18 protein-coding genes and 5 tRNA genes are annotated in these 24,047 nt (G+C 18.5%); 16 read left to right on the plus strand and 7 right to left on the minus strand.

What is annotated here, in order from left to right; genetic code table 11:
* The first annotated feature begins 63 nt into the window (after positions 1 to 63).
* The 3 genes from csrA (at position 64) to AB4W57_RS01515 (ending at position 613) form a co-directional block, all read left to right on the plus strand.
* Positions 64 to 252, plus strand: a complete 189-nt coding sequence (gene csrA / locus AB4W57_RS01505) for a carbon storage regulator CsrA (protein ID WP_367677395.1) — start codon at positions 64 to 66, stop codon at positions 250 to 252.
* A 143-nt stretch (positions 253 to 395) separates the two neighbouring features.
* Positions 396 to 485: transfer RNA gene (locus AB4W57_RS01510), tRNA-Ser, on the plus strand.
* A 54-nt stretch (positions 486 to 539) separates the two neighbouring features.
* Positions 540 to 613: transfer RNA gene (locus tag AB4W57_RS01515), tRNA-Arg, on the plus strand.
* Positions 614 to 997: 384 nt separating this feature from the next.
* Here the strand turns inward: AB4W57_RS01515 and rpiA are convergent.
* From rpiA to AB4W57_RS01535, 4 genes are all read right to left on the minus strand, one after another.
* Positions 998 to 1,663, minus strand: coding sequence for a ribose-5-phosphate isomerase RpiA (gene rpiA, locus AB4W57_RS01520; protein ID WP_367677396.1), 666 nt, complete (start codon positions 1,661 to 1,663; stop codon positions 998 to 1,000).
* 184 nt (positions 1,664 to 1,847) lie between these two features.
* Positions 1,848 to 1,919: transfer RNA gene (locus AB4W57_RS01525), tRNA-Gln, on the minus strand.
* 11 nt (positions 1,920 to 1,930) lie between these two features.
* Positions 1,931 to 2,014, minus strand: a tRNA-Leu gene (locus tag AB4W57_RS01530).
* A gap of 58 nt (positions 2,015 to 2,072) precedes the next feature.
* Positions 2,073 to 2,146, minus strand: a tRNA-Met gene (locus tag AB4W57_RS01535).
* Positions 2,147 to 2,427: 281 nt separating this feature from the next.
* On the opposite strand from AB4W57_RS01535, the gene AB4W57_RS01540 reads away from it, so the two are divergent.
* The 3 genes from AB4W57_RS01540 to AB4W57_RS01550 all read left to right on the plus strand — a co-directional run bounded on the left by AB4W57_RS01540 (position 2,428) and on the right by AB4W57_RS01550 (position 8,274).
* Positions 2,428 to 4,080, plus strand: a complete 1,653-nt coding sequence (locus AB4W57_RS01540; RefSeq protein ID WP_367677397.1) for a glutamine--tRNA ligase/YqeY domain fusion protein — start codon at positions 2,428 to 2,430, stop codon at positions 4,078 to 4,080.
* 1,656 nt (positions 4,081 to 5,736) lie between these two features.
* Entirely contained in the window at positions 5,737 to 7,041 is a 1,305-nt protein-coding gene (gene eno, locus AB4W57_RS01545) for a phosphopyruvate hydratase (RefSeq protein WP_367677398.1), read from the plus strand.
* 339 nt (positions 7,042 to 7,380) lie between these two features.
* Entirely contained in the window at positions 7,381 to 8,274 is an 894-nt protein-coding gene (locus AB4W57_RS01550) for a 5'-3' exonuclease H3TH domain-containing protein (protein WP_367677399.1), read from the plus strand.
* Positions 8,275 to 8,289: 15 nt separating this feature from the next.
* On the opposite strand, the gene yihA is transcribed toward AB4W57_RS01550, so the two are convergent.
* A complete protein-coding gene (yihA, locus tag AB4W57_RS01555) occupies positions 8,290 to 8,898 on the minus strand; it encodes a ribosome biogenesis GTP-binding protein YihA/YsxC (RefSeq protein ID WP_367677400.1) in 609 nt (202 codons plus the stop codon).
* A gap of 222 nt (positions 8,899 to 9,120) precedes the next feature.
* On the opposite strand from yihA, the gene typA reads away from it, so the two are divergent.
* Positions 9,121 to 10,938: a translational GTPase TypA gene (gene typA / locus AB4W57_RS01560; RefSeq protein WP_367677401.1), complete on the plus strand. Its 1,818-nt coding sequence runs from the start codon at positions 9,121 to 9,123 to the stop codon at positions 10,936 to 10,938.
* Between the two features lie 5 nt (positions 10,939 to 10,943).
* Here typA and gmk read toward each other — a convergent pair whose 3' ends face one another.
* On the minus strand, positions 10,944 to 11,570 hold the full coding sequence (gene gmk, locus AB4W57_RS01565; RefSeq protein ID WP_367677402.1) for a guanylate kinase: 627 nt from the start codon (positions 11,568 to 11,570) through the stop codon (positions 10,944 to 10,946).
* Between the two features lie 167 nt (positions 11,571 to 11,737).
* A complete protein-coding gene (gene ygfZ / locus AB4W57_RS01570; RefSeq protein WP_367677403.1) occupies positions 11,738 to 12,694 on the minus strand; it encodes a tRNA-modifying protein YgfZ in 957 nt (318 codons plus the stop codon).
* A gap of 277 nt (positions 12,695 to 12,971) precedes the next feature.
* On the opposite strand from ygfZ, the gene prfB reads away from it, so the two are divergent.
* The 9 genes from prfB to holA all read left to right on the plus strand — a co-directional run bounded on the left by prfB (position 12,972) and on the right by holA (position 24,025).
* Positions 12,972 to 14,000, plus strand: a complete 1,029-nt coding sequence (prfB, locus tag AB4W57_RS01575) for a peptide chain release factor 2 (protein WP_367677724.1) — start codon at positions 12,972 to 12,974, stop codon at positions 13,998 to 14,000.
* A 3-nt stretch (positions 14,001 to 14,003) separates the two neighbouring features.
* Complete coding sequence (lysS, locus tag AB4W57_RS01580) at positions 14,004 to 15,518, plus strand: lysine--tRNA ligase (RefSeq protein WP_367677404.1); 1,515 nt, start codon at positions 14,004 to 14,006, stop codon at positions 15,516 to 15,518.
* Between the two features lie 24 nt (positions 15,519 to 15,542).
* Positions 15,543 to 16,787 carry a diaminopimelate decarboxylase gene (gene lysA / locus AB4W57_RS01585; RefSeq protein ID WP_367677405.1) on the plus strand — a complete coding sequence of 415 codons (1,245 nt, stop codon included), beginning with the start codon at positions 15,543 to 15,545 and terminating at the stop codon, positions 16,785 to 16,787.
* Positions 16,788 to 17,070: 283 nt separating this feature from the next.
* Positions 17,071 to 17,865, plus strand: a complete 795-nt coding sequence (gene thyA / locus AB4W57_RS01590) for a thymidylate synthase (RefSeq protein WP_367677406.1) — start codon at positions 17,071 to 17,073, stop codon at positions 17,863 to 17,865.
* Between the two features lie 43 nt (positions 17,866 to 17,908).
* Entirely contained in the window at positions 17,909 to 19,228 is a 1,320-nt protein-coding gene (miaB, locus tag AB4W57_RS01595) for a tRNA (N6-isopentenyl adenosine(37)-C2)-methylthiotransferase MiaB (RefSeq protein ID WP_367677407.1), read from the plus strand.
* 60 nt (positions 19,229 to 19,288) lie between these two features.
* The gene (gene ybeY, locus AB4W57_RS01600) at positions 19,289 to 19,750 is read left to right on the plus strand and encodes an rRNA maturation RNase YbeY (RefSeq protein WP_367677408.1); all 462 of its coding nucleotides are present in this window, start codon (positions 19,289 to 19,291) and stop codon (positions 19,748 to 19,750) included.
* 87 nt (positions 19,751 to 19,837) lie between these two features.
* Positions 19,838 to 20,386 (plus strand): CBS domain-containing protein, encoded by a 549-nt coding sequence (locus tag AB4W57_RS01605; protein ID WP_367677409.1) that lies wholly within the window; start codon positions 19,838 to 19,840, stop codon positions 20,384 to 20,386.
* Between the two features lie 96 nt (positions 20,387 to 20,482).
* Complete coding sequence (locus AB4W57_RS01610) at positions 20,483 to 22,984, plus strand: class I tRNA ligase family protein (RefSeq protein ID WP_367677410.1); 2,502 nt, start codon at positions 20,483 to 20,485, stop codon at positions 22,982 to 22,984.
* 48 nt (positions 22,985 to 23,032) lie between these two features.
* Positions 23,033 to 24,025 (plus strand): DNA polymerase III subunit delta, encoded by a 993-nt coding sequence (gene holA / locus AB4W57_RS01615; protein ID WP_367677411.1) that lies wholly within the window; start codon positions 23,033 to 23,035, stop codon positions 24,023 to 24,025.
* Positions 24,026 to 24,047 lie beyond the last annotated feature (22 nt).

Below are 24,047 nucleotides of genomic sequence, written 5' to 3' on the forward strand. Positions count from 1 at the left end.
AGAATTTTAAAACGTAAATACTAAAATTATATGGAATTATAAAAAATATTTTAAGGAGAAAAAATGTTGATTTTAACTAGAAGAATTGGAGAAACATTGATTATAGGTGATGAAATAACAGTTACAGTTCTTGGAATCAAAGGAAATCAAGTACGTATAGGAGTTAATGCTCCAAAAGAAATTTCAGTACATAGAGAAGAAATATATCAAAGAATACAATCTGAAAAAAAAAAAATAAAAGATATAAATTAATAAATAAATTTTTTCCAAAAAAATATTTATATAATTTTAATTAAAATAAAAAAATATAAAAAATTGACTTTATAAAAGAAAAAAGTATAAAATAGAAATATATAGTTTAAAAAAAAATAAAAAAATAAAAAAAATTTTATCAAAGTGAGATGGCCGAGTGGCTTAAGGCGCTCCCCTGCTAAGGGAGTATGTACTTTAAAAATGCATCGAGGGTTCAAATCCCTCTCTCACTGTTTTTAAAAAATATTTATTCAAAAATTTTATATTTAAAATAATATTTTATTTACGCATCCGTAGCTCAGTTGGATAGAGCACTCGGCTACGAACCGAGAGGTCGAGGGTTCAAATCCTTCCGGATGTAATAAAAAAAATAAATAAATATATTATTATTGTAATTATTTTTTTATAATAAATAAAATTTATGTATTTAATAAATATGATTCAAATAAATTTTAATAAAATAAAATTAATTTAATATATTTAAATAAATACTCTATATAAAAATTTAAAAAAATACTTAATTAATCAAATAATTTACTATATAATTATTTTAAAAAAATAAAATAAAATATTAATAAATTAAATTTATATTTTCATAATTTAAAATAATTAGTTAATCATTCTAAAATAAATATTTTTATATAAAAAAATATATCAAATATATAAATTTATTTAATATTAATGAAATTATATAAAATAAAAATATTTTTATAAAAAATAATTTAATAAACTTTAAAAATGAAATTCAATTATGACTAAAAATAGTTTTAACAGATTTTTTTGTGCTAATTAATAAAATATCAGGTTTTCTTTGTGAAAATATTCCTACAGATATAACTCCAGGTATATTATTAATTTTTTTTTCTAAACGAAGAGGATTTCTAATAAATAAATTTTTTACATCTAATATATAATTATTATTATCAGTAATAATATTTTTTCTTATTTTTACAATACCTCCTAATTTTTCTAATTCTTTTGTAACATACTTATAAGACATTGGTAAAACTTCTATTGGTAAAGGAAAATTTCCTAAAACATTTACTTGCTTAGTATGATCAATCATACAAACAAATTTTTTTGATGCTGAAGCTATAATTTTCTCCTGTGTTAAAGCAGCTCCTCCTCCTTTAATCATATCCATATTATTATTTATTTCATCAGCACTATCAAAATAGATTGATACATAATCTACATCATTTAACTTAACTATAGGAATATGATTTTTTTGTAAACTTATTGTAGTATTATTAGATGATGATACTGCTCCTTGAATACTATTTTTAATTTTTCCTAAATATTTAATAAAATAAGATATAGTTGATCCTGTTCCTATACCAATTATTTTATTTTTAGGTATATATTTTAAAGCTTTTTTTGCAACTATTTTTTTTAAATTTTTTATTTTCATCAGATAAATACCAATATTTTATCAAAAAATATTTTACATATAATTTTATAAAAATAATAAATAATAAATAAAAAATTAATTTAAATAAATTATAAAAATATAAAATATTTATTAAATGAAAAAAATTAATATTTATTTTAAATAAAAAAATTTTAAATATATTTTATATTTATATTTATTTAAACTGGGGTACCTGGATTCGAACCAGGGATGTCGGTATCAAAAACCGATGCCTTAACCTCTTGGCTATACCCCAAAATTTTTTAATACGGAAGGCGAGATTTGAACTCGCAAACCTAATTAGGCGCCAGAACCTAAATCTGGTGCGTCTACCAATTTCGCCACTTCCGCATATGTTATGCTTATAAATTAATAAATTAATAAATTAAAATATATTTATATATTTTTTTAGCTATGACGGGAATTGAACCCATGACCTCAGCGTTATGAGTGCTGCGCTCTAACCAACTGAGCTACATAGCCTAATTTTTTTGTATATTATAAATTTAAACTTTAAAATAAAATTAATATAATTTATTTTTTACAGATTAATTTATTAAATTAAAAAATATCTTTATAAAAATAAATTATTATATATAAACATTTTAACATAAAAATTTTTATTTTTATAAATATTTCTTAAATTTAAATTTTTAAAATTATATCATATACTAAATAAAAATTCTATAAAGAAAAAATATTCTTTTAGTCTAAGAAATTTACTAACCTAGCATTATTCTATACTTCAAATAAATGGAAAATAAATGATTCAAATTAATCAAATTAAAAATTTTATTTATAAAATTATTAATCAAGATCTTAAAAATAAAAAATATAAAAAAATTCATACTAGATTTCCACCAGAACCAAATGGTTTCCTTCATATTGGACATGCTAAATCAATATGTTTAAATTTTGAAATCGCAAAAATATATCATGGAAAATGTAATTTAAGATTTGACGATACAAATCCTAATCATGAAAGTAAAATTTATGTTAAAGCAATTAAAAAAGATATTAAATGGATCGGTTATAAATGGAATAAAAAAAGTTTTTATGTATCTCAGTATTTTAAAAAACTATATAAATATGCAAAAATATTAATACAAAAAAAATTAGCATACGTAGATCAATTATCTAAAAAAGAAATAAAAAAATATAGAGGTACTTTAAAAAAAACAGGAAAAAATAGTCCTTATAGAAATCAAACTGTTAAAGAAAACTTAAAGTTATTTAAAGATATGAAAAATGGAAAATTTAAAGATGGTGATTTATGCTTACGAGCAAAAATTAATATGAGTTCAGCAAATATCGTTATGCGTGATCCTGTTTTATATCGAATAAAAAATATTGCACATTATCGTACAAAAAAAAAATGGTGTATATATCCTACATACGATTTTAGTCATTGTATATCAGATTCTATAGAAAAAATTACTCATTCTTTATGTTCGTTAGAATTTTTAGATAATAATCAATTATATCAATGGATTTTAAAAAATTTAAACATAAAAAAACATGCTAAACAATATGAATTTTCTAGATTAAATTTAGAATATACTATTCTTTCAAAAAGAAAATTAAAAACTTTAATAAAAAATAAAATTGTAGCAGGATGGGATGACCCTCGAATGCCAACAATATCTGGACTAAGAGTAAGAGGATACACACCTGAATCTATTATTAATTTCTGTAAAAAAATAGGAGTATCTAAAAAAAATCATTTAATTGAATTTTCATTATTAGAACACTGTATACGTAACCATTTAAATAATATCGCTTATCGATTTATGGCAATTATAAACCCATTAAAAATTATTATTACAAACTTACCTGACCAACATAATGAAAAAATAATTGTTAATAATCATCCTTTATATCCAAATATGGGAACTCATAAAATTTATTTTAATAAAATTATATATATTGATAAAAATGATTTTCAAGAAAAAGCAAATAAAAAATATAGACGATTAACTATGAAACAAGAGGTAAGATTACGATATTCTTATATAATTAAAGTACAAAAAATTAAAAAAGATTCTTTTGGTCATATAAAAAAAATTTATTGTACATATGATAAAAATACTTTAAATAAGAATCCTACAGATAGAAAAATAAAAGGTGTAATACATTGGATTTCTAAAAAAAATTCTATTTCAGCTAAATTTAGAATTTTTCAACATATTTTTTCAATCAAAAACCCAGATACAACAAAAAATTATTTAAAATATATTAATAATAAATCAATTAAAATTAAAAATGGACTTATAGAAAAAAATCTAATTAAAAATACAGATATAAAATTTTTTCAATTTGAAAGAGAAGGTTATTTTGTAATTGATAAAAGAGAAACTATTAAAAACAAGAAAATTACTTTTAATAAAACTATTTCTTTAAAAGGGAAAAAATACTAAATAATTATTTTTTAATAAAATATATTTTTATTAAAAAATATTATTTAAAGAAATTATATAAAAGAATTTTTTAAAAATTGTATAAACTAAATATATTTTTATTACTATCTAAAATAATATTTTTTTAAGGAAAAAAATTACTATAAAATCTTAAAAGTTTCTTAAAAAAATTCTAATTAAACATTAAAATTATAAAGTTAAACTCATATATTAATTTTAAATCTAATTACTATAAATCTTATTTAATATAAAAAATATATTTATCACAGAAGATAACGTAGAAAAAATTTAGATTTATACATTATAAAAGATTTACTTATGTTAAAAAAAAATCGTTATAATAATTTTATTGTTAAAAAAATATATTAAAAATTCTAAAAAAATAGATTATTTAAAAAACTACGAAATTCATTCTTTACATTATAATCAATTATAAAAAAATCATGTAAAAAATAAATTTATATTATTAAAATAAAAGTATAGTTTCAGATATTAAATCTTTTCTATTTTTATAAAAAACATATTAAAAAACTATTAATTATAAAAGAACAATATACTGTTTATATTCATTTAAATTTAATTCTATATATTTTATTTCTAATAAAATAAAAATTAAGTCTACTCAATATTCTATTAAAAAAATTTTATCTATTAAAATTTAATCTTATATTTAATTTATAAATCTAAAAAAATTCAAAAAAAATTTTTCTTTATTTAATAATTCTTACACAAATAGTTGTTAATTTTAAAAAACTTTAAATTTATTTTTAATATTTCCTAATATATTAAAATCACAAAGTTGAATTAATATATTTTTAAATATTTTTATTTAAAAAATGATACAAATTTAATAAAATAAAAACTATTATAAAAGAAGAAAAAATATTAATAAAAAATGTTACAATGAGAATTATAGATAAATATCTTTTACTAAATAATTCTTATAAATCAGTTCTTGAAATATTAAGAAATTTAATTATAAAATTTAAAAAAATATTTATAAAATTAATTAATATAAAAAAAATTAATAAATAAACTGAAATTAATTAAAGAAATTATATAGAATATTAATACCAAGAGGATTTGAAAAAAACATTAAAAAAATATTTATCTACATAACATGCTAAAAAATATATTATTTTTATATTTTTTTTAGGTTTATAAATTTTTTTTATTAAATTTATAAAAAAATATCATAGATATAAAAAATTTAAATTCTTCTGAATTTTCTTCATATTATAAAAATTCTTTTATATCTCTAATTAAAAAATTAAAAATTTTTTTACATAAAAAATAGTAAAAAAATTTTATAAATATATAAAATTAAAAAATAAAAATTGTATTTAAAAAAATAATTTTTCTAGATCTTTGTAGAAGATTTTTATAAAAAAATATAAAAAAATACTAAATAAACTAAAATTTTTTTTCACAAGTTCAGAAAATAATTTAAAAATTACAGAATTTAAAAAAAATTGTTAAAATTATATAATTAAAAAATTATCTTAATTTATTTGCATGTCAATTTCATTTAGAATTTACATCTATACCTCGAGATAGACATCCTTTATTTAAAAGATTTGTTAAAGTATCGATAAAATATAAAAAAATAGAAAAATAATTATATCTAAAATACATTAAATATATTACGAGGGAAAAATGTCTAAAATAATAAAAATTATTGGTAGAGAAATTATTGATTCTAGAGGTAATCCTACTGTAGAAGCAGAAGTACATATTAAAAATGGTTTAATTGGAAGAGCTTCAGTACCTTCAGGAGCATCTAAAGGATCTAAAGAAGCATTAGAGATAAGAGATTATAATAAAAAACGTTTTCACGGTCAAGGCGTTAAAAAATCTGTTTCTTTAATTAATAATTTAATATCAAAAGAATTATTATACAAAGATTCATTAGATCAGAAAAATATTGATCAAATTATGATAGAATTAGATGGAACTAAAAATAAATCTGTATTAGGAGCAAATACAATGTTAGCTATTTCTTTAGCTAATGCTAAAGTTGCTTCTATATTTAAAAAAGTAAATTTATTTGAACATATTGCAGATTTAAATAATACTTCTAAAAAATATTCTATGCCTTTACCTATGATGAATATTATTAACGGAGGAAAACATGCAAATAATAATATTGATATTCAAGAATTTATGATACAACCAGTATCTGCAAAAAATTTTAAACATGCTATCAGAATAGGATGTGAAATTTTTTATTCATTATCTAAAATACTAAAAAAAAAAAATATGAGTACAGCCGTCGGTGATGAAGGAGGATATGCTCCAAATATAAATTCTAATGAAGAAGCGATTCTTTTAATATTAGAAGCAATAGAAAAATCTGGATATATTATTAAAAAAGATATTACTCTAGCAATAGATTGTGCAGCATCTGAATTATATGATATTAATTCTGAAAAATATTATCTTAAAGGTGAAAATAAAAAATTTAGTTCTTATGAATTTACACATTATTTACAAGAGCTGTCATATAAATATCCTATTTTGTCTATTGAAGATGGACAACATGAATCAGATTGGAAAGGATTTGCATATCAAACTGAAATTTTAGGTAAAAATATTCAAATTGTAGGAGATGATTTATTTGTTACTAACAATAAAATTTTAAAGAAAGGAATTAAGAATAAAATTGCTAATTCTATTTTAATAAAACCTAATCAAATTGGAACTTTAACAGAAACATTAAAAACTATTAAAACAGCTCAAAAATCAAACTATAATGTAATTATTTCTCATCGTTCAGGAGAAACTGAAGATGTTACTATCGCAGATTTATCTGTTGCAACATCTGCTGGTCAAATTAAAACTGGATCGTTAAGTAGAACAGATAGAATTGCAAAATATAATCAATTAATTAGAATTGAAGAATATTTAAAAGATTATAATACTCCATATAATGGATTAAAAGAGCTTAAAATTAAAAAATAATATATTTATATATTAAAATTATTACGTAGTAAAATACTTTATTTTACAATATTTTATTTTACTACAATAAATCTCTAATAATTTTTTTAAAACAAAAAAATTTTTATTAAATATATTTAAAAATTTTATTATTAAATTACTAATATAAAAATTAATATAATAATTATACATTTTTAGTATGTAAAAAAAATTAAAAATTTAATATATGTAATATATTTTTCATTAAAAAATATTTGTCTCTAGAATAGATAAAAAAATATAAAATCAAGTGTTATAATTTAAGATTAATTAATAAATGTATTTTAAATATTTACTCTTTTAATTACTATAAATATATATATGAAATTATATAAAAAAAAATTAGTTATAATTATTGATGGAACAAATTATTTATATAGATCTTATTTTACTTTTAAAAATTTTAAAAATAAAGAAGGGCAATCAACAGGTGCAATATATGGTGTATTACTTATGTTGAGGAAAATTCTTTATGAATATCAACCTAAAAAAATAATTATAGTATTCGATCATAAAAAAAAAACTTTTAGAAAAAAAATATATGAAAAATATAAATCTAATAGATTAAAAATTCCAAAAGATTTAAAAAATCAAATTCAAAAATTAATAAAAATTATTAAATATATGGGTATTAAAGTATTACAAATACCAGGAATTGAAGCAGATGATATTATTTGTACAGTTGCAATCAATCAAAGTAAATATGAAAAAAAAATATTAATTTTAACAAATGATAAAGATATCACTCAAATAATAAATTCCAAAATATATATTCTAAATCATCAAAATAAAATAATTACAAAAAAAGAAGTAATAAAAAAATTTGGTACTACTCCGAAATTAATGAAATATCTATTAGCAATAGCAGGTGACCAATCAGATAATATTCCTGGAATACCTGGAATTGGAATTAAAACAGCTCAAAAAATTCTTAAACATTTTAAATCTTTAAAAGAAATTTATAAAAATTTAAATAAATTATCATTATTAAATATTAGAAACGCAAAAAATCTTTCTCAAATATTTCAAAAAAATAAAAAAATTGCATTTATGTCTTATTCGTTATCTAAAATACAAGTAAATATTAAATTATCTTTACTAAAAAAAAAATTTAAATTAAAAAAACCTATGAAAAAAAAAATTTTAAATGAATTTAAAAAATATAATTTTAAAAGTCTTATTAAATCTTTTGAAAAAAAAAACTGGTTTAAATAAATATTTAAAAATAAATTATTTATTTTTTCTAAAATATAAATTATTTAAAGAATTTTTTAGTTTTAAAATCCCAATTTTTTTTAAAGATGAAAACAACTGTACTGATGCTGAAACATTTAATAATTCAAGTTTTTTTTGTGCTAAAATATACTTTGTACATCTTAAATTATAATTAATTTTATCACATTTATTTAATAAAATAATTATTTCAATATTTTTTTTATTTAAAAAATTTATAATATCTAAATCAATTTTTTTAAAAAAAAATTTTATATCTACTATAATAATTGCTCCAATTATCATTTTTCTTTTCTTGATATACTCTTTAATTTTTTTTATCCATATAACACTAAAATTTTTATGAAATTTAGAATAACCATATCCTGGAAAATCTATTATTCTAAAATTTTTATTAATTTGAAAAAAATTTATTAATTGTGTACGCCCAGGAGATTTACTTACTCGAGATAATTTATTTTGATTACATAATACATTAATTAAAGTAGATTTTCCTGTATTTGAATAACCAAGACAAATTATTTCAAGACCTGAATGAATATTTATTTCATTAAGATTTAAAAAACTTTTTAAAAAAATAGCAGACTGAAATTTTAAATTTTTCATATTTTCCTTATATTGATATTAAAAAATTGTTAACTTTACTTGATAAATTTAAAAAAAATAAATAAAAAAATAATAATATATTTATATAAATAAAAAATTTAAAATATTTAATATTAATATAATATAATATATATAAAATCTTAAATAAATTAAGAACTTATTTTTTTGATACAAAATGTAATTATCTTTTTACATAAATTAAAAAATTAAAGGGCATATTTAATGAATCAAAAATTTAGAAATATAGCAATTATCGCACATGTTGATCATGGAAAAACTACTTTAATCGACAAATTATTACAACAATCAGGTGTATTCAAAAGTCATGAAAAAACAAAAGAAAGAGTAATGGATAGTAATGATTTAGAAAAAGAAAGAGGAATAACTATTACTTCTAAAAATACTTCTCTAACATGGAATAAATATAAAATTAATATTGTAGATACTCCAGGACATGCAGATTTTGGAGGAGAAGTAGAACGAGTTTTATCCATGGTAGATTCTGTTTTATTAGTAGTTGATGCTTTAGATGGACCTATGCCACAAACCAGATTTGTTACAGAAAAAGCATTTAAATATAATATTAATCCAATTTTAGTAATTAATAAAATAGATAGAAAAAATGCTCGTCCAGATTGGGTTATAGATCAAATTTTTGATTTATTTGTTAATTTAAACGCTACTGATGCTCAATTAGATTTTCCTATAATATATACATCTGCTTTATTAGGCTTATCAGGTTTAGATTACAATAAATTAGAAAAAAATATGACTTCATTATTTAATGCTATAATTCAATATACTCCTGCTCCAAAAAAAAATATTAATAAAAAATTTAAAATGCAAATTTCACAATTAGATTATGATAATTATCTTGGAGTAATTGGAATAGGAAGAGTTCGATCAGGATTTATAGAAGTAAATCAAAATATTAAAATTATTGATAAAAAAGGAAAGCATTATTTTGGAAAAATTAATAAATTACTTACATATTGTGGATTAAAAAAAGTTGAAATAAAAAAAGCATACTCAGGAGATATTATTGCAATTACTGGAATAGAAAACTTAAAAATTTCAGACACCATATGTGATATAAAAAATAATATTGCTCTTCCTAAACTAAACATTGATGAACCAACAGTAAAAATGTTTTTTGCAGTAAATTCTTCACCTTTATCGGGAAAAGAAGGAAAATATATTACTTCAAGACAGATTTTAGATCGATTAAATAAAGAAAAAAAACATAATGTAGCATTAAAAGTAGAAGAAACAAATGATTCAAGTATATTTTGTGTCTCAGGAAGAGGAGAATTACATTTATCTATTTTAATAGAAAATATGAGAAGAGAAGGATATGAATTAGAAGTTTCACGTCCAAAAGTAATATTTAAAAATATTAATGGTATAAAAAGCGAACCATTTGAAAATATTATCTTAGATATAGAAAATAAACATCAAGGGGTGATCATGCAATATTTAGGTGAAAGAAAAGGAGAAATAAAAAACATGATTGCAGATAATAAAGATAGAATTAGATTAGAATATACTATGTCTAGTAGATCTTTAATTGGTTTTCGATCTGAGTTAATAAATATTACTTCTGGAACAGGTTTATTTTACTCATCTTTTAGTCATTATGCTAAATCATCTAAATTAAAAATTGGACAAAGAAGAAATGGAGTACTAATATCAAATAGTACAGGAAATGCTGTAGCTTTTGCATTATTTAATTTGCAAGATAGAGGAAAATTATTTTTAGGTCATGGTGCACAAGTATACGAAGGTCAAATTATTGGTATGCACAGCAAATCTAATGATCTTACTGTAAATTGTTTATTAGGAAAAAAATTAACTAATATGAGAGCTTCTGGAACAGATGAAGCTATAAATTTAGTTAAACCAATAAATTTTACATTAGAACAAGCAATGAGTTTTATTAATGATGATGAATTAATAGAAATTACACCTAAATCTATTCGCTTAAGGAAAAAAATACTTACAGAAAATAAAAGAAGATATGCTTCTAGAAAAAAAATATAATATATTTATTTTTTTAATAAATTTTTAATTAAATTTTTATATTTGATACTTTGATAATAAATAGATAATTTACAAGCTGATACAATAAATTTTAAATTAGATAATGCTCGATCAAAGTTATCATTAATTAATAAATAATCATATTCTAAATAATGTTTAATTTCTGTTGAAAAATTTTTCATTCTATTTAAAATTACTTTTTTATTATCTTGATTTCTTTTTTTTAATCTAAAAAATAATTCTTTTTTAGAAGGAGGTAATAAAAAAATACTTTTAGAATAAGGAATTTTTTTTTTTATTTGTTGTGCTCCTTGCCAATCTATATCTAAAAATACATTTTTTCCTTTTGATAAAAGTCTATTAATATTTTTTAATGAAGTGCCATAATAATTATTAAAAACTTTAGCATATTCTAAAAATTCTTTTTTATAAATCATTGATTTAAATTTTTTTTTAGAAATAAAATTATAATCAATTCCATTTTTTTCTTGAGGTCTAATATCTCGTGTAGTAAATGAAATAGATATATTCATTTTTAAAGATTTTTCTTTTTCTATAAAAGATTTAATTAAACTAGATTTACCAGTTCCGCTTGGTGCTGAAATTATAAAAAGTATTCCTAATTTTTTCATATAAAAATTTATACTCATAAACGTTAACATGTTATTAAAAATATTTAAAAATTTATTTTATAAAATAATTTAAATAAATTTAATCAAATTATAAATTTAATGATAAAATCTTAAATAGCATTTTATTAAAATTAAAAATATATCTTTATTTATAGATAATGCAATTATTAATAATTATAAAAATAACTTTTATTTATTCTATAAATAAAATTATTTTTAAAAGATTTATTTAAAACTACTTGTGCATAAACAAATTTTTTATTTACTATAACTGAAACTAATAAAATACCTTTCTTTATCCATGAATCTTTATTTTTTATATACACTAAATCTCCTGGAGTAAATTTACTATTTCGATATAAACTATATAAAATACATAAACATTGATTATTTAATTTTTTATACTTTATTTTAGATATTTGTTCTTGTCCAATATAACATCCTTTATTTACACTAACTCCGTTAATAAATTTATTTAAATTAATATTTTGCGGAAAAAAAGTAATAAGATTATTTTTTTCAATAATTGGAATTTTTTCTTCAATATCTACAGATAACCATTGTTCACTTTGATTAAATACAGCATTTTTTTTAATTTTTTTTAAAAAATTAAAAATTTTTTTATTTGGATAAATAAATAAAAATCTCTCTGTAATTTTTTTAAACCATAAAATAGTTATATTATTTATATGTATAACAGGATTTTTTTTATTTGGTAAAAATTTAAATTCTTTACTTAAATAAAAACGTGATTCTTTGCCTAATATTCCTAATAAAGTAAATTTTTTATTTATATTAATTTTTATATTAGAAAATATAGAATATTTTTTTATTTCTTGAATTTGTGTTTTATATACACTCTTGCGTAACATATAAAAATAACTATTTTTTTTTCGAAAAAGTAATATTGTACTCCAAATCTTTCCTTGATGATTACAATGTCCACATAAAAAATATTGATTTACAGAAAAATGTTTAATATCTGCAGTAATTTGACTCTGTAAATATTTTTTATTATCTTTTCCGGATACTTCAACTAAAATCCATTTATCTAAATGCACAATAGAAAAGAATATGTTTTCTGCAGGTAAAATAATATTTTTTGAAAAATAAAATTTTTTCATGATTGCAAATTTTTAAAAAACTTTTTTAAAATAAATAATAATTAAATATTATATGAAAATATAATTCTTGAAAAGAAAAATATTTTAAATAAAATATATAATTTTTAAATTATTTTAACATATAAAATATTAACATATTAAAAATATATAAAAAAATTTTAATAAACCTTATTTATATTAAATTTATTTATTTAAGAGAATAAAAAAATGAAAATAATTAAAAAAATGCTAAAAAAAATATCAAAATATTCTTCTAAATTAAAAAAAACTAGGAGATATCTTTAAATTAAAAAAATATCAAGAAAAATATAAAGAAATTAAAAAAAAATTAAAAAATAAAAAAAACTGGAAAAAAATACGTTTAATTACAAATCTTAATAAACAAAAAAAAAATATTTATAAAAAAATTTATTTATTAAAATCAATAAAAAATAAATTAAAAGATAATAAAAATTTATTAAATTTGTCTTATGAATTAAATGATTTATCCATATTAAATGATATTTCAAAAAATATATCTAAAATTAAAAATAAAATTAAAAATTTAAATTTTTATAATATGTTTAAAAAAAAATATGATAAAAAAAATTGTTATATTGAAATTCAATCTGGATCTGGTGGGATAGAAGCTCAAGATTGGTCTAAAATATTATTTAAAATGTATTTAAAATGGGCTCAAAAAAATAATTTTAAAACAAAAATTATTTCAATTATACATGATGAGTTTAATGGTATTAAATCTTCAACAATTCAAGTGAAAGGAAAATATTCATTTGGATGGTTAAGAACAGAATCAGGAATACATAGATTAGTACGTAAAAGTCCTTTTAACACAGGAAATAAAAGACATACTTCTTTTAGTTCAATTTTTATTTATCCTATTATAAAAAAAAATAAAAAAATAAAAATTAAAAAATCAGATTTAAAAATAGATGTATATAAAGCATCTGGAGCTGGAGGTCAACATGTAAATAAAACAGAATCAGCTGTTAGAATAAAACATATACCAACTGGAATCATTGTTAAATGTCAAAATAATAGATCTCAACATAAAAATAAAAAATATGCTATTCAACAAATTATTTCAAAAATATTTACCATAGAAATGAAAAAACAAGCTTTAAAGAAAAAAAAAATAGATACAAAAAAATTAGATATTAATTGGGGAAATCAAATTAGATCATATATATTAGATAATTCTCGTATAAAAGATGAAAGAACTAAATTAGAAACACGTGAAATACAAAAATTTTTAAACGGAAATATTAATAAATTTATTAAAAAAAGTTTAAAATTAGGACTATAAAATATGACAAAACAAAAAATTTTAGAAAAAAAAAATAAAAACAACGAATTTATAAATAGAAAATATAAATTACAAGAATTAAAAAAACAAGGATTTAATTTTCCAAATCAATTTAAAAAAAAACATTATTTCAATGAAATATATCTAAAATATAATTCAAAGAATAGAAATGAATTAAAAAATAATACAAATAAAATTCAAACAGCAGGAAGAATAATACAAAAAAGAATTATGGGAAAAGCAGGTTTTATGCGTTTACAAGATTCAGAAGGAGAAATACAAATATACGCTAAAAAAAACTCTTTTACATCTATAAAAAATAATTTTAATAAATTTAAAAATCTTGATTTAGGAGATATCATAGGAATTATTGGTACAATCTTCAAAACTAGAACTCATGAATTAACTATAAATTGTACAAAATTTATTTTATTAACAAAAGCGCTTAGATCTCTTCCAGAAAAATTTCATGGATTAGTAGATAAAAATATAAGATATAGAAAAAGATATTTAGATTTTATTTCTAATCATAATTTAAAAAAAAATTTTCAAATACGATCTCAATTGATATCTATTATTAGAAATTATATGCATAAAAAAAAATTTTTAGAAGTAGAAACGCCTATGCTACATAATCTTCCTGGAGGAGCTATTGCTAAACCTTTTATTACACATCATAACTCTTTAAATAAAAAAATGTATTTAAGAATTGCTCCAGAATTATATTTAAAACGTTTAATTGTCGGAGGCTTTGAGAAAATATTTGAAATTAATAGAAATTTTAGAAACGAAGGAGTATCTTCACGTCATAATCCAGAATTTACTATGATGGAAATATATCTTGCATATTCTAATTATAAATATCTTATGAAATTTTTAGAAAACTTAATAAAACACTTATTAAAAAAAATTAAAAAAAATTATATAATAAAATATCAAAAAAATACTTTTAATTTTAAACAACCCTTTTCAAAATTAACTATGCAAGAATCTATTGTTAAATTTAATAATTTTATTGATCCAAAAGATTTAAAAAATTTTGATCAAATAAAAAAAATTGCAAAAAAATTAAAATTAAAGATTAAAAACAAATGGGGAATAGGTAAAATTATTACAGAAATATTTGAAAAAACAGTCGAAAAAAAACTAATACATCCAACTTTTATTACAGAATACCCAATAGAAGTTTCTCCTTTAGCAAGACAAAAAAATGATAAAAAAAATATTTCTGATAGATTTGAATTTTTTATCGGAGGTTATGAAATAGGAAATGGATTTTCAGAATTAAATGATCCTGAAGAACAAAAAAAAAGATTTAAGATGCAAATAGAACAAAAAAAGTTTAAAGAAAATAAAAAGATAAAATATGATAAAGATTATATATTAGCTTTAGAACATGGTATGCCTCCTACAGCTGGATTAGGTATTGGAATTGATCGATTAACAATGATTTTTACTAATCAAAAAAATATTAAAGATGTAATTATGTTTCCTAATATGAGATTTATTAAAAAATAACTTTAACTATAAAAAAATAATAAAATGAATATTTTAAAAAAAAAATTAAATAAGGTTAATCCAGAAATAATTTTAAGAATTATTAAAAAATACAAATCTCCAATTTGGATATATCATGAAAAAATCATTCAAAAACAAATATCTAAATTAAAAAAATTTGATATTATTAGATTTGCTCAAAAAGCATGCTCTAATATTCATATATTAAAAATTATGAAAAAAAATGGAGTAAAAGTAGATGCTGTATCCTTAGGAGAAATTGAACGTGCTTTAAAAGCTGGCTTTAAAGGTAATAGCGAAGATATTGTTTATACTTCTGATATTATTGAAGATAATACATTACAAAAAGTTATTTTACACAAAATTCCAATTAATATTGGATCTATAGATATGATTAAAAAAATTGGAAAATACTCTCCTAAACATAAAGTATGGGTTAGAATAAATCCAGGATTTGGGCATGGTCATCACAAAAAAACAAATACTGGAGGGAAAAATAGTAAACATGGCATTTGGAATTTAAAAAAAGCTTATGAATTAATTAAAAAATTTAATTTAAAATTAATTGGTTTACATATTCATATTGGATCAGGCGTAAATTATATTCATTTAAAAAAAGTCTGTCAAGCAATGTGGACTCAAGCTACATCGATAAATCATAAAATATCTTACATATCAACAGGCGGCGGTTTAACTATTCCTTATAAAAATTACAAAGAAAAAGTTAATATAAAAGATTATTATAAAATATGGAATAAATCTAGAAATAAAATTTCTAAAAAATTAGATTGTAAAATTAAATTAGAAATAGAACCTGGAAGATATTTAGTTGCTGAATCTGGTTTATTAGTATCTAAAATAGAAAGTATTAAAAATGTTAAAAATAGAACATTTTTACTTTTAAATTCTGGATTTAACGAATTAATACGTCCAGTATTATATGGAAGTTATCATTATATTTCTGTATTACCTATGGATAACAGAAATTTAGATTACTCAAACATGATAAAAGTTATTATCGGAGGTCCTTTATGTGAATCTGGAGATATATTTACACAAAAAGAAAATAATGATTTATATTCTATAAAAATACCTATAGTTAAAGTTGGGGATTATATAATAATTCATGATACAGGAGCTTATGGAGCATCTATGTCTTCTAATTATAACAGTAGACCTTTAATTCCTGAAATTTTAATAAAAAAAAATAATTTCATTCAAATTAGAAGACGACAAACTATACAAGAAATGTTATCTTTAGAAATTTAAATTTTATTTGAAATTTCAAGCAATATGTTAATAAATACTTTATAATATGAAAAAAATTTATTAATTTAATTTATTTTTCTTAAAATATCTAATTATATTTAAAATACATAATATATTTTGTATAAAAAAACAATTTTTAATATATATTTAAAATATAAAAAAAAATCTAATATATTCTTATTACATAAAAAAATAATTAAATAACATACATCATATAAATCCTACAAAAATTCTATTTATTTTTTGTATACCTTAAAATCTTAAAAAATAAAAAAAAAAAAAAATGAAAATATATTTAAAATTATTAAAAAAAATATTAAAAAACGGACAAATAAAAAAAAACCGAACAGGAATAAATACTTTATCTATTTTTGGTCATCAAATAAAAATTAATTTAAATAACCAATTTCCATTAATCACTACAAAAAAATGTAATATTTCTGCAATTATTTATGAATTACTATGGTTTTTAAAAGGAGACACAAATATTAAATATCTTAATAAAAAGAAAATAAATATTTGGAATCAATGGGCTAATAAAAATGGAGATCTAGGTCCAATATATGGAGCACAATGGAGAAAATGGAAAACTATAAATAAAAAAAAAATTGATCAAATTCAATCTGCAATAGATTTATTAAAAAAGGATCCAAACTCAAGAAGAATTATAGTATCTAGTTGGAATCCAGGAGATATAAAAAAAATGTCTTTACCTCCATGTCATATATTATTTCAATTTTATGTAATTAATAATACTTTAAGTTGTCAAATATACCAAAGATCTTGTGATGTATTTTTAGGATTACCATTTAATATAGCTAGTTATGCTATTTTAATTAATATGTTTGCTCAACAATGTAATTTTAATTTAGGAGAATTAATTTGGACAGGAGGAGATGTTCATTTATACATTAATCATTTATCACAAGCTAAAGAACAATTAAAAAGAATACCAAAAAAACTACCTTTATTAAAAATAGTAAAAAAAAGAAAATCTATTTTTGATTACAAATTTAAAGATTTTAAAATCGAAAATTATAAACCTTATTCTTCTATAAAAGCAGAAATTGCAATATAAAATATATTTTTTAAAATATAATTTTTATTAAATAAATAAAATCATGAAAAAAATACATATAAAAACCTGGGGTTGTCAGATGAATGAATATGATTCATCTATAATATTTAAAATACTTCGCAAAAAACTAAAATATACTTTAACAAATCAAGCAGACGAAGCTGACTTAATTATTTTAAATACATGTTCTGTACGAGAAAAAGCACAAGAAAAACTATTCGATCAATTAGGAAGATGGAAAAAATTAAAAAATATTAAAAATACATTAATTATAGCAGTAGGAGGATGCGTAGCTAAACAAGAAAAAAAAAAAATTTATAAAAGAGCGTCATATGTAGATATAGTGTTCGGTCCAAAAACAATTCATCGTTTACCAAAAATGGTTAAAAAAATTTTAAAAAAAAGAAAAAAAATTACAAATGTTCAATCAAATAGTTTAAAAAAATATAAATTTTATAAATATCATTCTTTAAAAAAAATTAGTGCATATATTTCTATTATGGAAGGATGTAATAAATGTTGTTCATTTTGCATCGTTCCACATACTAGAGGAAAAGAAATTAGTCGTACTCCAGAAGAAATTTTATCTGAAGCAAAATTTTTAGCAAAAAATGGCACAAAAGAAATAATTTTATTAGGGCAAAACGTTAATTCTTATCAAAGTAAGTCTATAAATAAAGATATTTTTAGATTATCAAATTTAATAAAATTAATATCTAAAATTCATAAAATTCAGAGAATACGGTTTATTACAAGTAATCCAATGGAGTTCACTAATGATTTAATTAAAACTTATCAAAAAGTTCCAAAATTAGTTAGTTACTTACATTTACCAGTGCAAAGTGGATCAAATAGAATTTTAAAAAAAATGAGAAGAAATTATAGTATTAAAGAATATAAAAAAATTATAAAAAAAATAATGTTACATAGACCAAATATGCAAATTACTTCTGATTTTATTATTGGTTTTCCTGGAGAAACAAAAAAAGATTTTCAAAAAACTTTAAAATTAGTTGATGAAATAAAATTCGATATGAGTTTTAGTTTCATTTATTCTAAACGACCAGGAACGCCAGCGGCACGTTTATTAGATTCCGTAAGTTTACAAGAAAAAAAAGAAAGATTATATCTATTGCAAAAAAAAATACAAGAAAATACAAATTTTTGGAGTAAAAAAATGATTGGAACATGTCAATCAGTATTAGTAGAAAAATTTATATACAAAAATAATAAAAAAAAACTATTTGGAAAAACGCAAAATAATAGAACAGTTTTATTCCAAGGATCTAAAGAATTAATTGGAAAAATTATTAATGTTAAAATTAAAAATGCGTATATGCAAAATTTAAAAGGAGAATTATAAAAATATTTTATTAATATAAATAATAATTTTTTTAAAATATTTAATTTTATATAATTTAAAATGATCAAAATAAATATACAATATTTTATAAAAGATAAAAAAAATATACCAAAAAAAAAAATTATTAAAAAATGGATTAAAAAAATTATAAATAAATCTATAAAAAAAACGATAATTACACTAATAATTGTAAGTAAAAATAAAATAAAAAAACTAAATTATTTGTATAAAAAAAAAAATAAAAAAACGAATATTTTATCTTTTACTATTATAGATCCTAAAAAAAATAATAATACATTTTTAATGGGAGATTTAGTTATTTGTAAAAATGTAATTGAAAAAGAATCTCAAAAATATCATAAAAAAATATCTGAACGTTGGGCGCATATTATTATTCATGGTGTCTTACATCTAATGGGTTATATTCATAATAATTTATCTAGTCAAAAAAAAATGGAAAAATTAGAAATAAAAAATATGATTTCTTTAGGATTTAAAAATCCATATTTTTATAATAAATAATTTTAATTAAAATATATTATATTTTAATTATAAATATAATTTATATAAAAATATTTTTAATTTTAATATAAAAGAGATATACATATTATGCATAAAAAAAAAGGATTTATTACACAATTTTTAAATAATATTTTTAGTGAAGAACCAGAAAATAAAAAAGAACTATTATATTTTATAAATAAATTTAATAAAAACCAATTAATTACTAAAAATACTTATAAAATAATTAAAGAAATAATAAATATAGAAACTAAAAAAGTTAAAGATATTATGATTCCTCGAACTAAAATGATTACTTTAAATATTAATGATACATTTAATAAATGTGTAAAAATAATTATTCAATCATCTTATTCTAGATTTCCAATTATAAGTTATGATAAAAATCATGTTAAAGGATTTTTAATAGCCAATGATCTATTTAAATTCATTCATCATACTCATAAAAAATTTTTATTAACAAAAATTATTAAAAAACCAATTATTATTCCTGATAGTCAATGTTTAAATCGAACTTTAAAAGAATTTTATCTACATAAAAATTTTATGTCTATAGTTATAGATGAATTTGGAATTATTAACGGATTAATAACTGTTACAGATATTTTACAAAATATATTTAAAAAAATAAAATAATTATTTTTTTAAAATTTTTTATATAATTTTTTTTAAATAAAAAAATTTATAACATTTTTAATATTTAAAAAAATATTAAAAACAAGAGGAATATAAATGAAAAAAAAATATAATCCAATTAAAATTGAAAAAAAAATCCAATATAAATGGAATAAAAAAAATTATTTTCATGCTTCAGAAAATTTAAATAAAAAAAAATATTATTGCGTACCTATGCTTCCATATCCTTCTGGAAAACTTCATATGGGACATGTAAGAAATTACACTATTAGTGATGTAATATCAAGATATCAACGTATGTTAGGCAAAAATGTCTTACAACCAATAGGATGGGATGCATTTGGATTACCTGCTGAAATAGCAGCTATTAAAAATAAAAAAAAACCAAAAAAATGGACAGAAAAAAATATTCAATACATGAAAAAACAATTAAAATCTTTAGGTTTTAGTTATGATTGGAGTAGAGAAATTTCTACATGTGATCCAAAATATTATAAATGGGAACAATGGTTTTTTATTCAATTGTATAAAAAAAAATTAGTATATAAAAAAACTTCTTTAGTTAAATGGTGTACAAAAGATAAAACAGTACTCGCAAATGAACAAGTTATTAAAGGTAAATGTTGGAGATGTGATACTAAAGTAATCTTAAAAAAAATTCCACAATGGTTTTTAAAAATAAGAAAATATGCAGAAGAATTATATCAAGATTTAAAAACATTAAAAATGTGGCCTAAAAAAGTTAAAAATATGCAAAAAAACTGGATTGGTAGAACAAAAGGAGTAGAAATAAATTTAAAATTAAAAAAAAATAAAAAATTTATAAAAGGATACACAACTAAACCTTATAGTTTGTTAGATGCAAAATATATTGCAATATCTCCAGATCATGAATCTCTTACAGATTTAATAAAAAATGATTTTAAAATCTATAAATTTATTAAAAAACAAAAAAAAAAACTTGCATCAGTGTCAAATTTTAAAAAAATTAAAAATATTGGAATAAATACAAATCAAATTGCAATTAATCCTTTAAATAAAAAAGAACTACCAATTTGGATAGCTAATTTTGTTTCTATTAAATATGGTAAAAATATTATTATTGCATCTCCTAAACATAGTCTAACTGAATTCAATTTTTATAAAAAAAATTTTCATTATTCAAAAAATTATTCTTTTAAAATTTTAGAAAAAAATATTATTCAAATAAATAAAAAAATAATATCTAAAATAAAAAAAAAAAAAATAGGAAAAAAAAAAATAAAATATAAATTACAAGATTGGAATATATCTAGACAAAGATATTGGGGAACACCAATTCCGATAGCAATAACAAAAAAAAATAAAATATTAACTATTCCAGAAAAAAATCTACCAGTATTATTACCTAAATTTCATGATTATTATGATAAAAATAAATTAAAAAATTGGGCTAATATAACAATAAATGGAAAAAAAGCTACGAGAGAATATGATACATTTGATACTTTTATCGAATCTTCTTGGTATTATGCTAGATATACATGTCCAAATTCTTCAAAAAATATGATTAAAATAAATGCTGCAAAATATTGGTTACCAATAGATCAATATATAGGAGGAATTGAACATTCCACTATGCATTTAATATATTTTAGATTTTACCATAAATTATTAAGAGATTTTAATTTAGTACCAAATAATGAACCTGTTAAAAAATTATTATGTCAAGGTATGGTTTTATCAGATGCATTTTATTATCTAAATAAAAAAAATACGCAAATATGGGTTAATCAAAAAAAACTTAAAATAAAAAAAAATAATATAGGAGAAATTATTTTTATAAAAAAATTCAATCAAAAAAAAATTATTCATGCAGGAATAATGAAAATGTCTAAATCTAAAAATAACGGTGTTAATCCTAAAAAAATTATTAAAAAATACGGAGCAGATTCAATAAGATTATTTATCATGTTTGCAGCGCCAGTAGAATCTGATTTGTATTGGAATGAATGCGGACTAAAAGGAATGCATAGATTTTTAAAAAAAATATGGAATACATGTTATAAAAATTTTTATATATTTAAAAAAAATAAAAAAAAAGATATTAATATAAATAAAAAAAATAATAAAAATATATATTCTTATTTATTTAAAACAATATTAAAAGTTTCTCAAGACATTCAAAAAAAACAATCATTTAATACTGCTATATCTCATATTATGAAATTTTTTAAATATTTAAAAAAAAACATTATTAAAAAAAATAATCATTATATAATAATTAGAGAATGTTTAATTGTTATTTTAAAATTATTAAGTCCATTTACTCCACATTTAAGTTATAAAATTTTAAAAAACTTTAAAAAACAATCTAATTTTAACATACATGAATGGCCTAAAATTGATAAAAAATTTATTTTGTCTTCTACAAATAAAATTATTATTCAAATTAATGGAAAAATGTGTTGTCTTATTTCAAGTAAAAAAACATTATCTGAACAAGAAATTTTTAATATAGCTATACAAAAAAATAAAGTAATAAAAAAAATTAATGCAAAAAAAATTATAAAAACATTTTTTATTCCTAAAAAAGTTTTAAATTTAATTACTGCATAATTAAATATTTTTCACAAAATAAAAAAACAATAAAATCATATATATTCAATGAACTATATAAATTTAAAAAATATTCTTAATAATATTTATACAAAAAATTATTCTAATTATATAATTTACGGAACACAAAATTTTCTAATACAAAAACATCAAAATTTAATTTTAAATGCATTTAAAAAAATAAATATTTTAAATTATAAAAATATTGAGATAAAAAATGAAAAAAATTGGGAAAATTTTTTTTATGAATGTAAAAAAAAAGACTGTTTTCTTAAAAAAAAAATAATAATTTTAAAAATATTTATTCATAATATAAAAAAAAAAATTATTAAATATATTCAAAAAAATAATGTTTTATTCAAATCTAATATTATTATATTAATGTTAAATGAAAAAAATTATAAAAATTTTATGACAGAAAATATTCAAGAAACACTTTCTAATAATTTTATTTTTATCCCATGTTTTGAATTAAAAAAACAAGAATTTTTAAATTGGATTGAAGAATATTTAGAACAAAACACAATTAGTAATGAAGCTAAAAATTTACTGTATAAAAATTACTATTTAAATATCGAATTATTACATCAAAATTTAGATATTCTTTCTTTAGTTTTTCCAAAAAAAAAAATTACTATTAAACATATAAAAAAAATAATATTTACTGAAGAAAAATATACAATATTTCAATGGATTTATTATCTATTTTTAGGAAAATACAAAAAATCTTTATTAATATTACATACTTTATATAAAAATAAAATTTCTCCTTTAAGTATAATAAGATATTTAGAAAATCAAATAATTACTTTAATTTTATTAAAAAAAAAAAATACAGAAATTGAACAAGAAAATTTTCTTAAAAAAAAAAAAATTTGGGGATATAAAAAACAAATTTACGTTAATGCAAGTAAAAAAAATAGCTATGAAAATTTTTTAAAAATTATAAAACATTTAGTAAGAGTTGAAATATCTATCAAAAATATTAAACAAAAATCAATATGGATTATTTTAAAAGAAATTTGCTTAATTTTTAATTAAAAATTGAATTGATATAAAAAAA

The sequence above is a fragment of the Buchnera aphidicola (Chaitophorus populicola) genome (genome assembly GCF_964058995.1).
Lineage (GTDB): Bacteria > Pseudomonadota > Gammaproteobacteria > Enterobacterales > Enterobacteriaceae > Buchnera_J > Buchnera_J aphidicola_BO.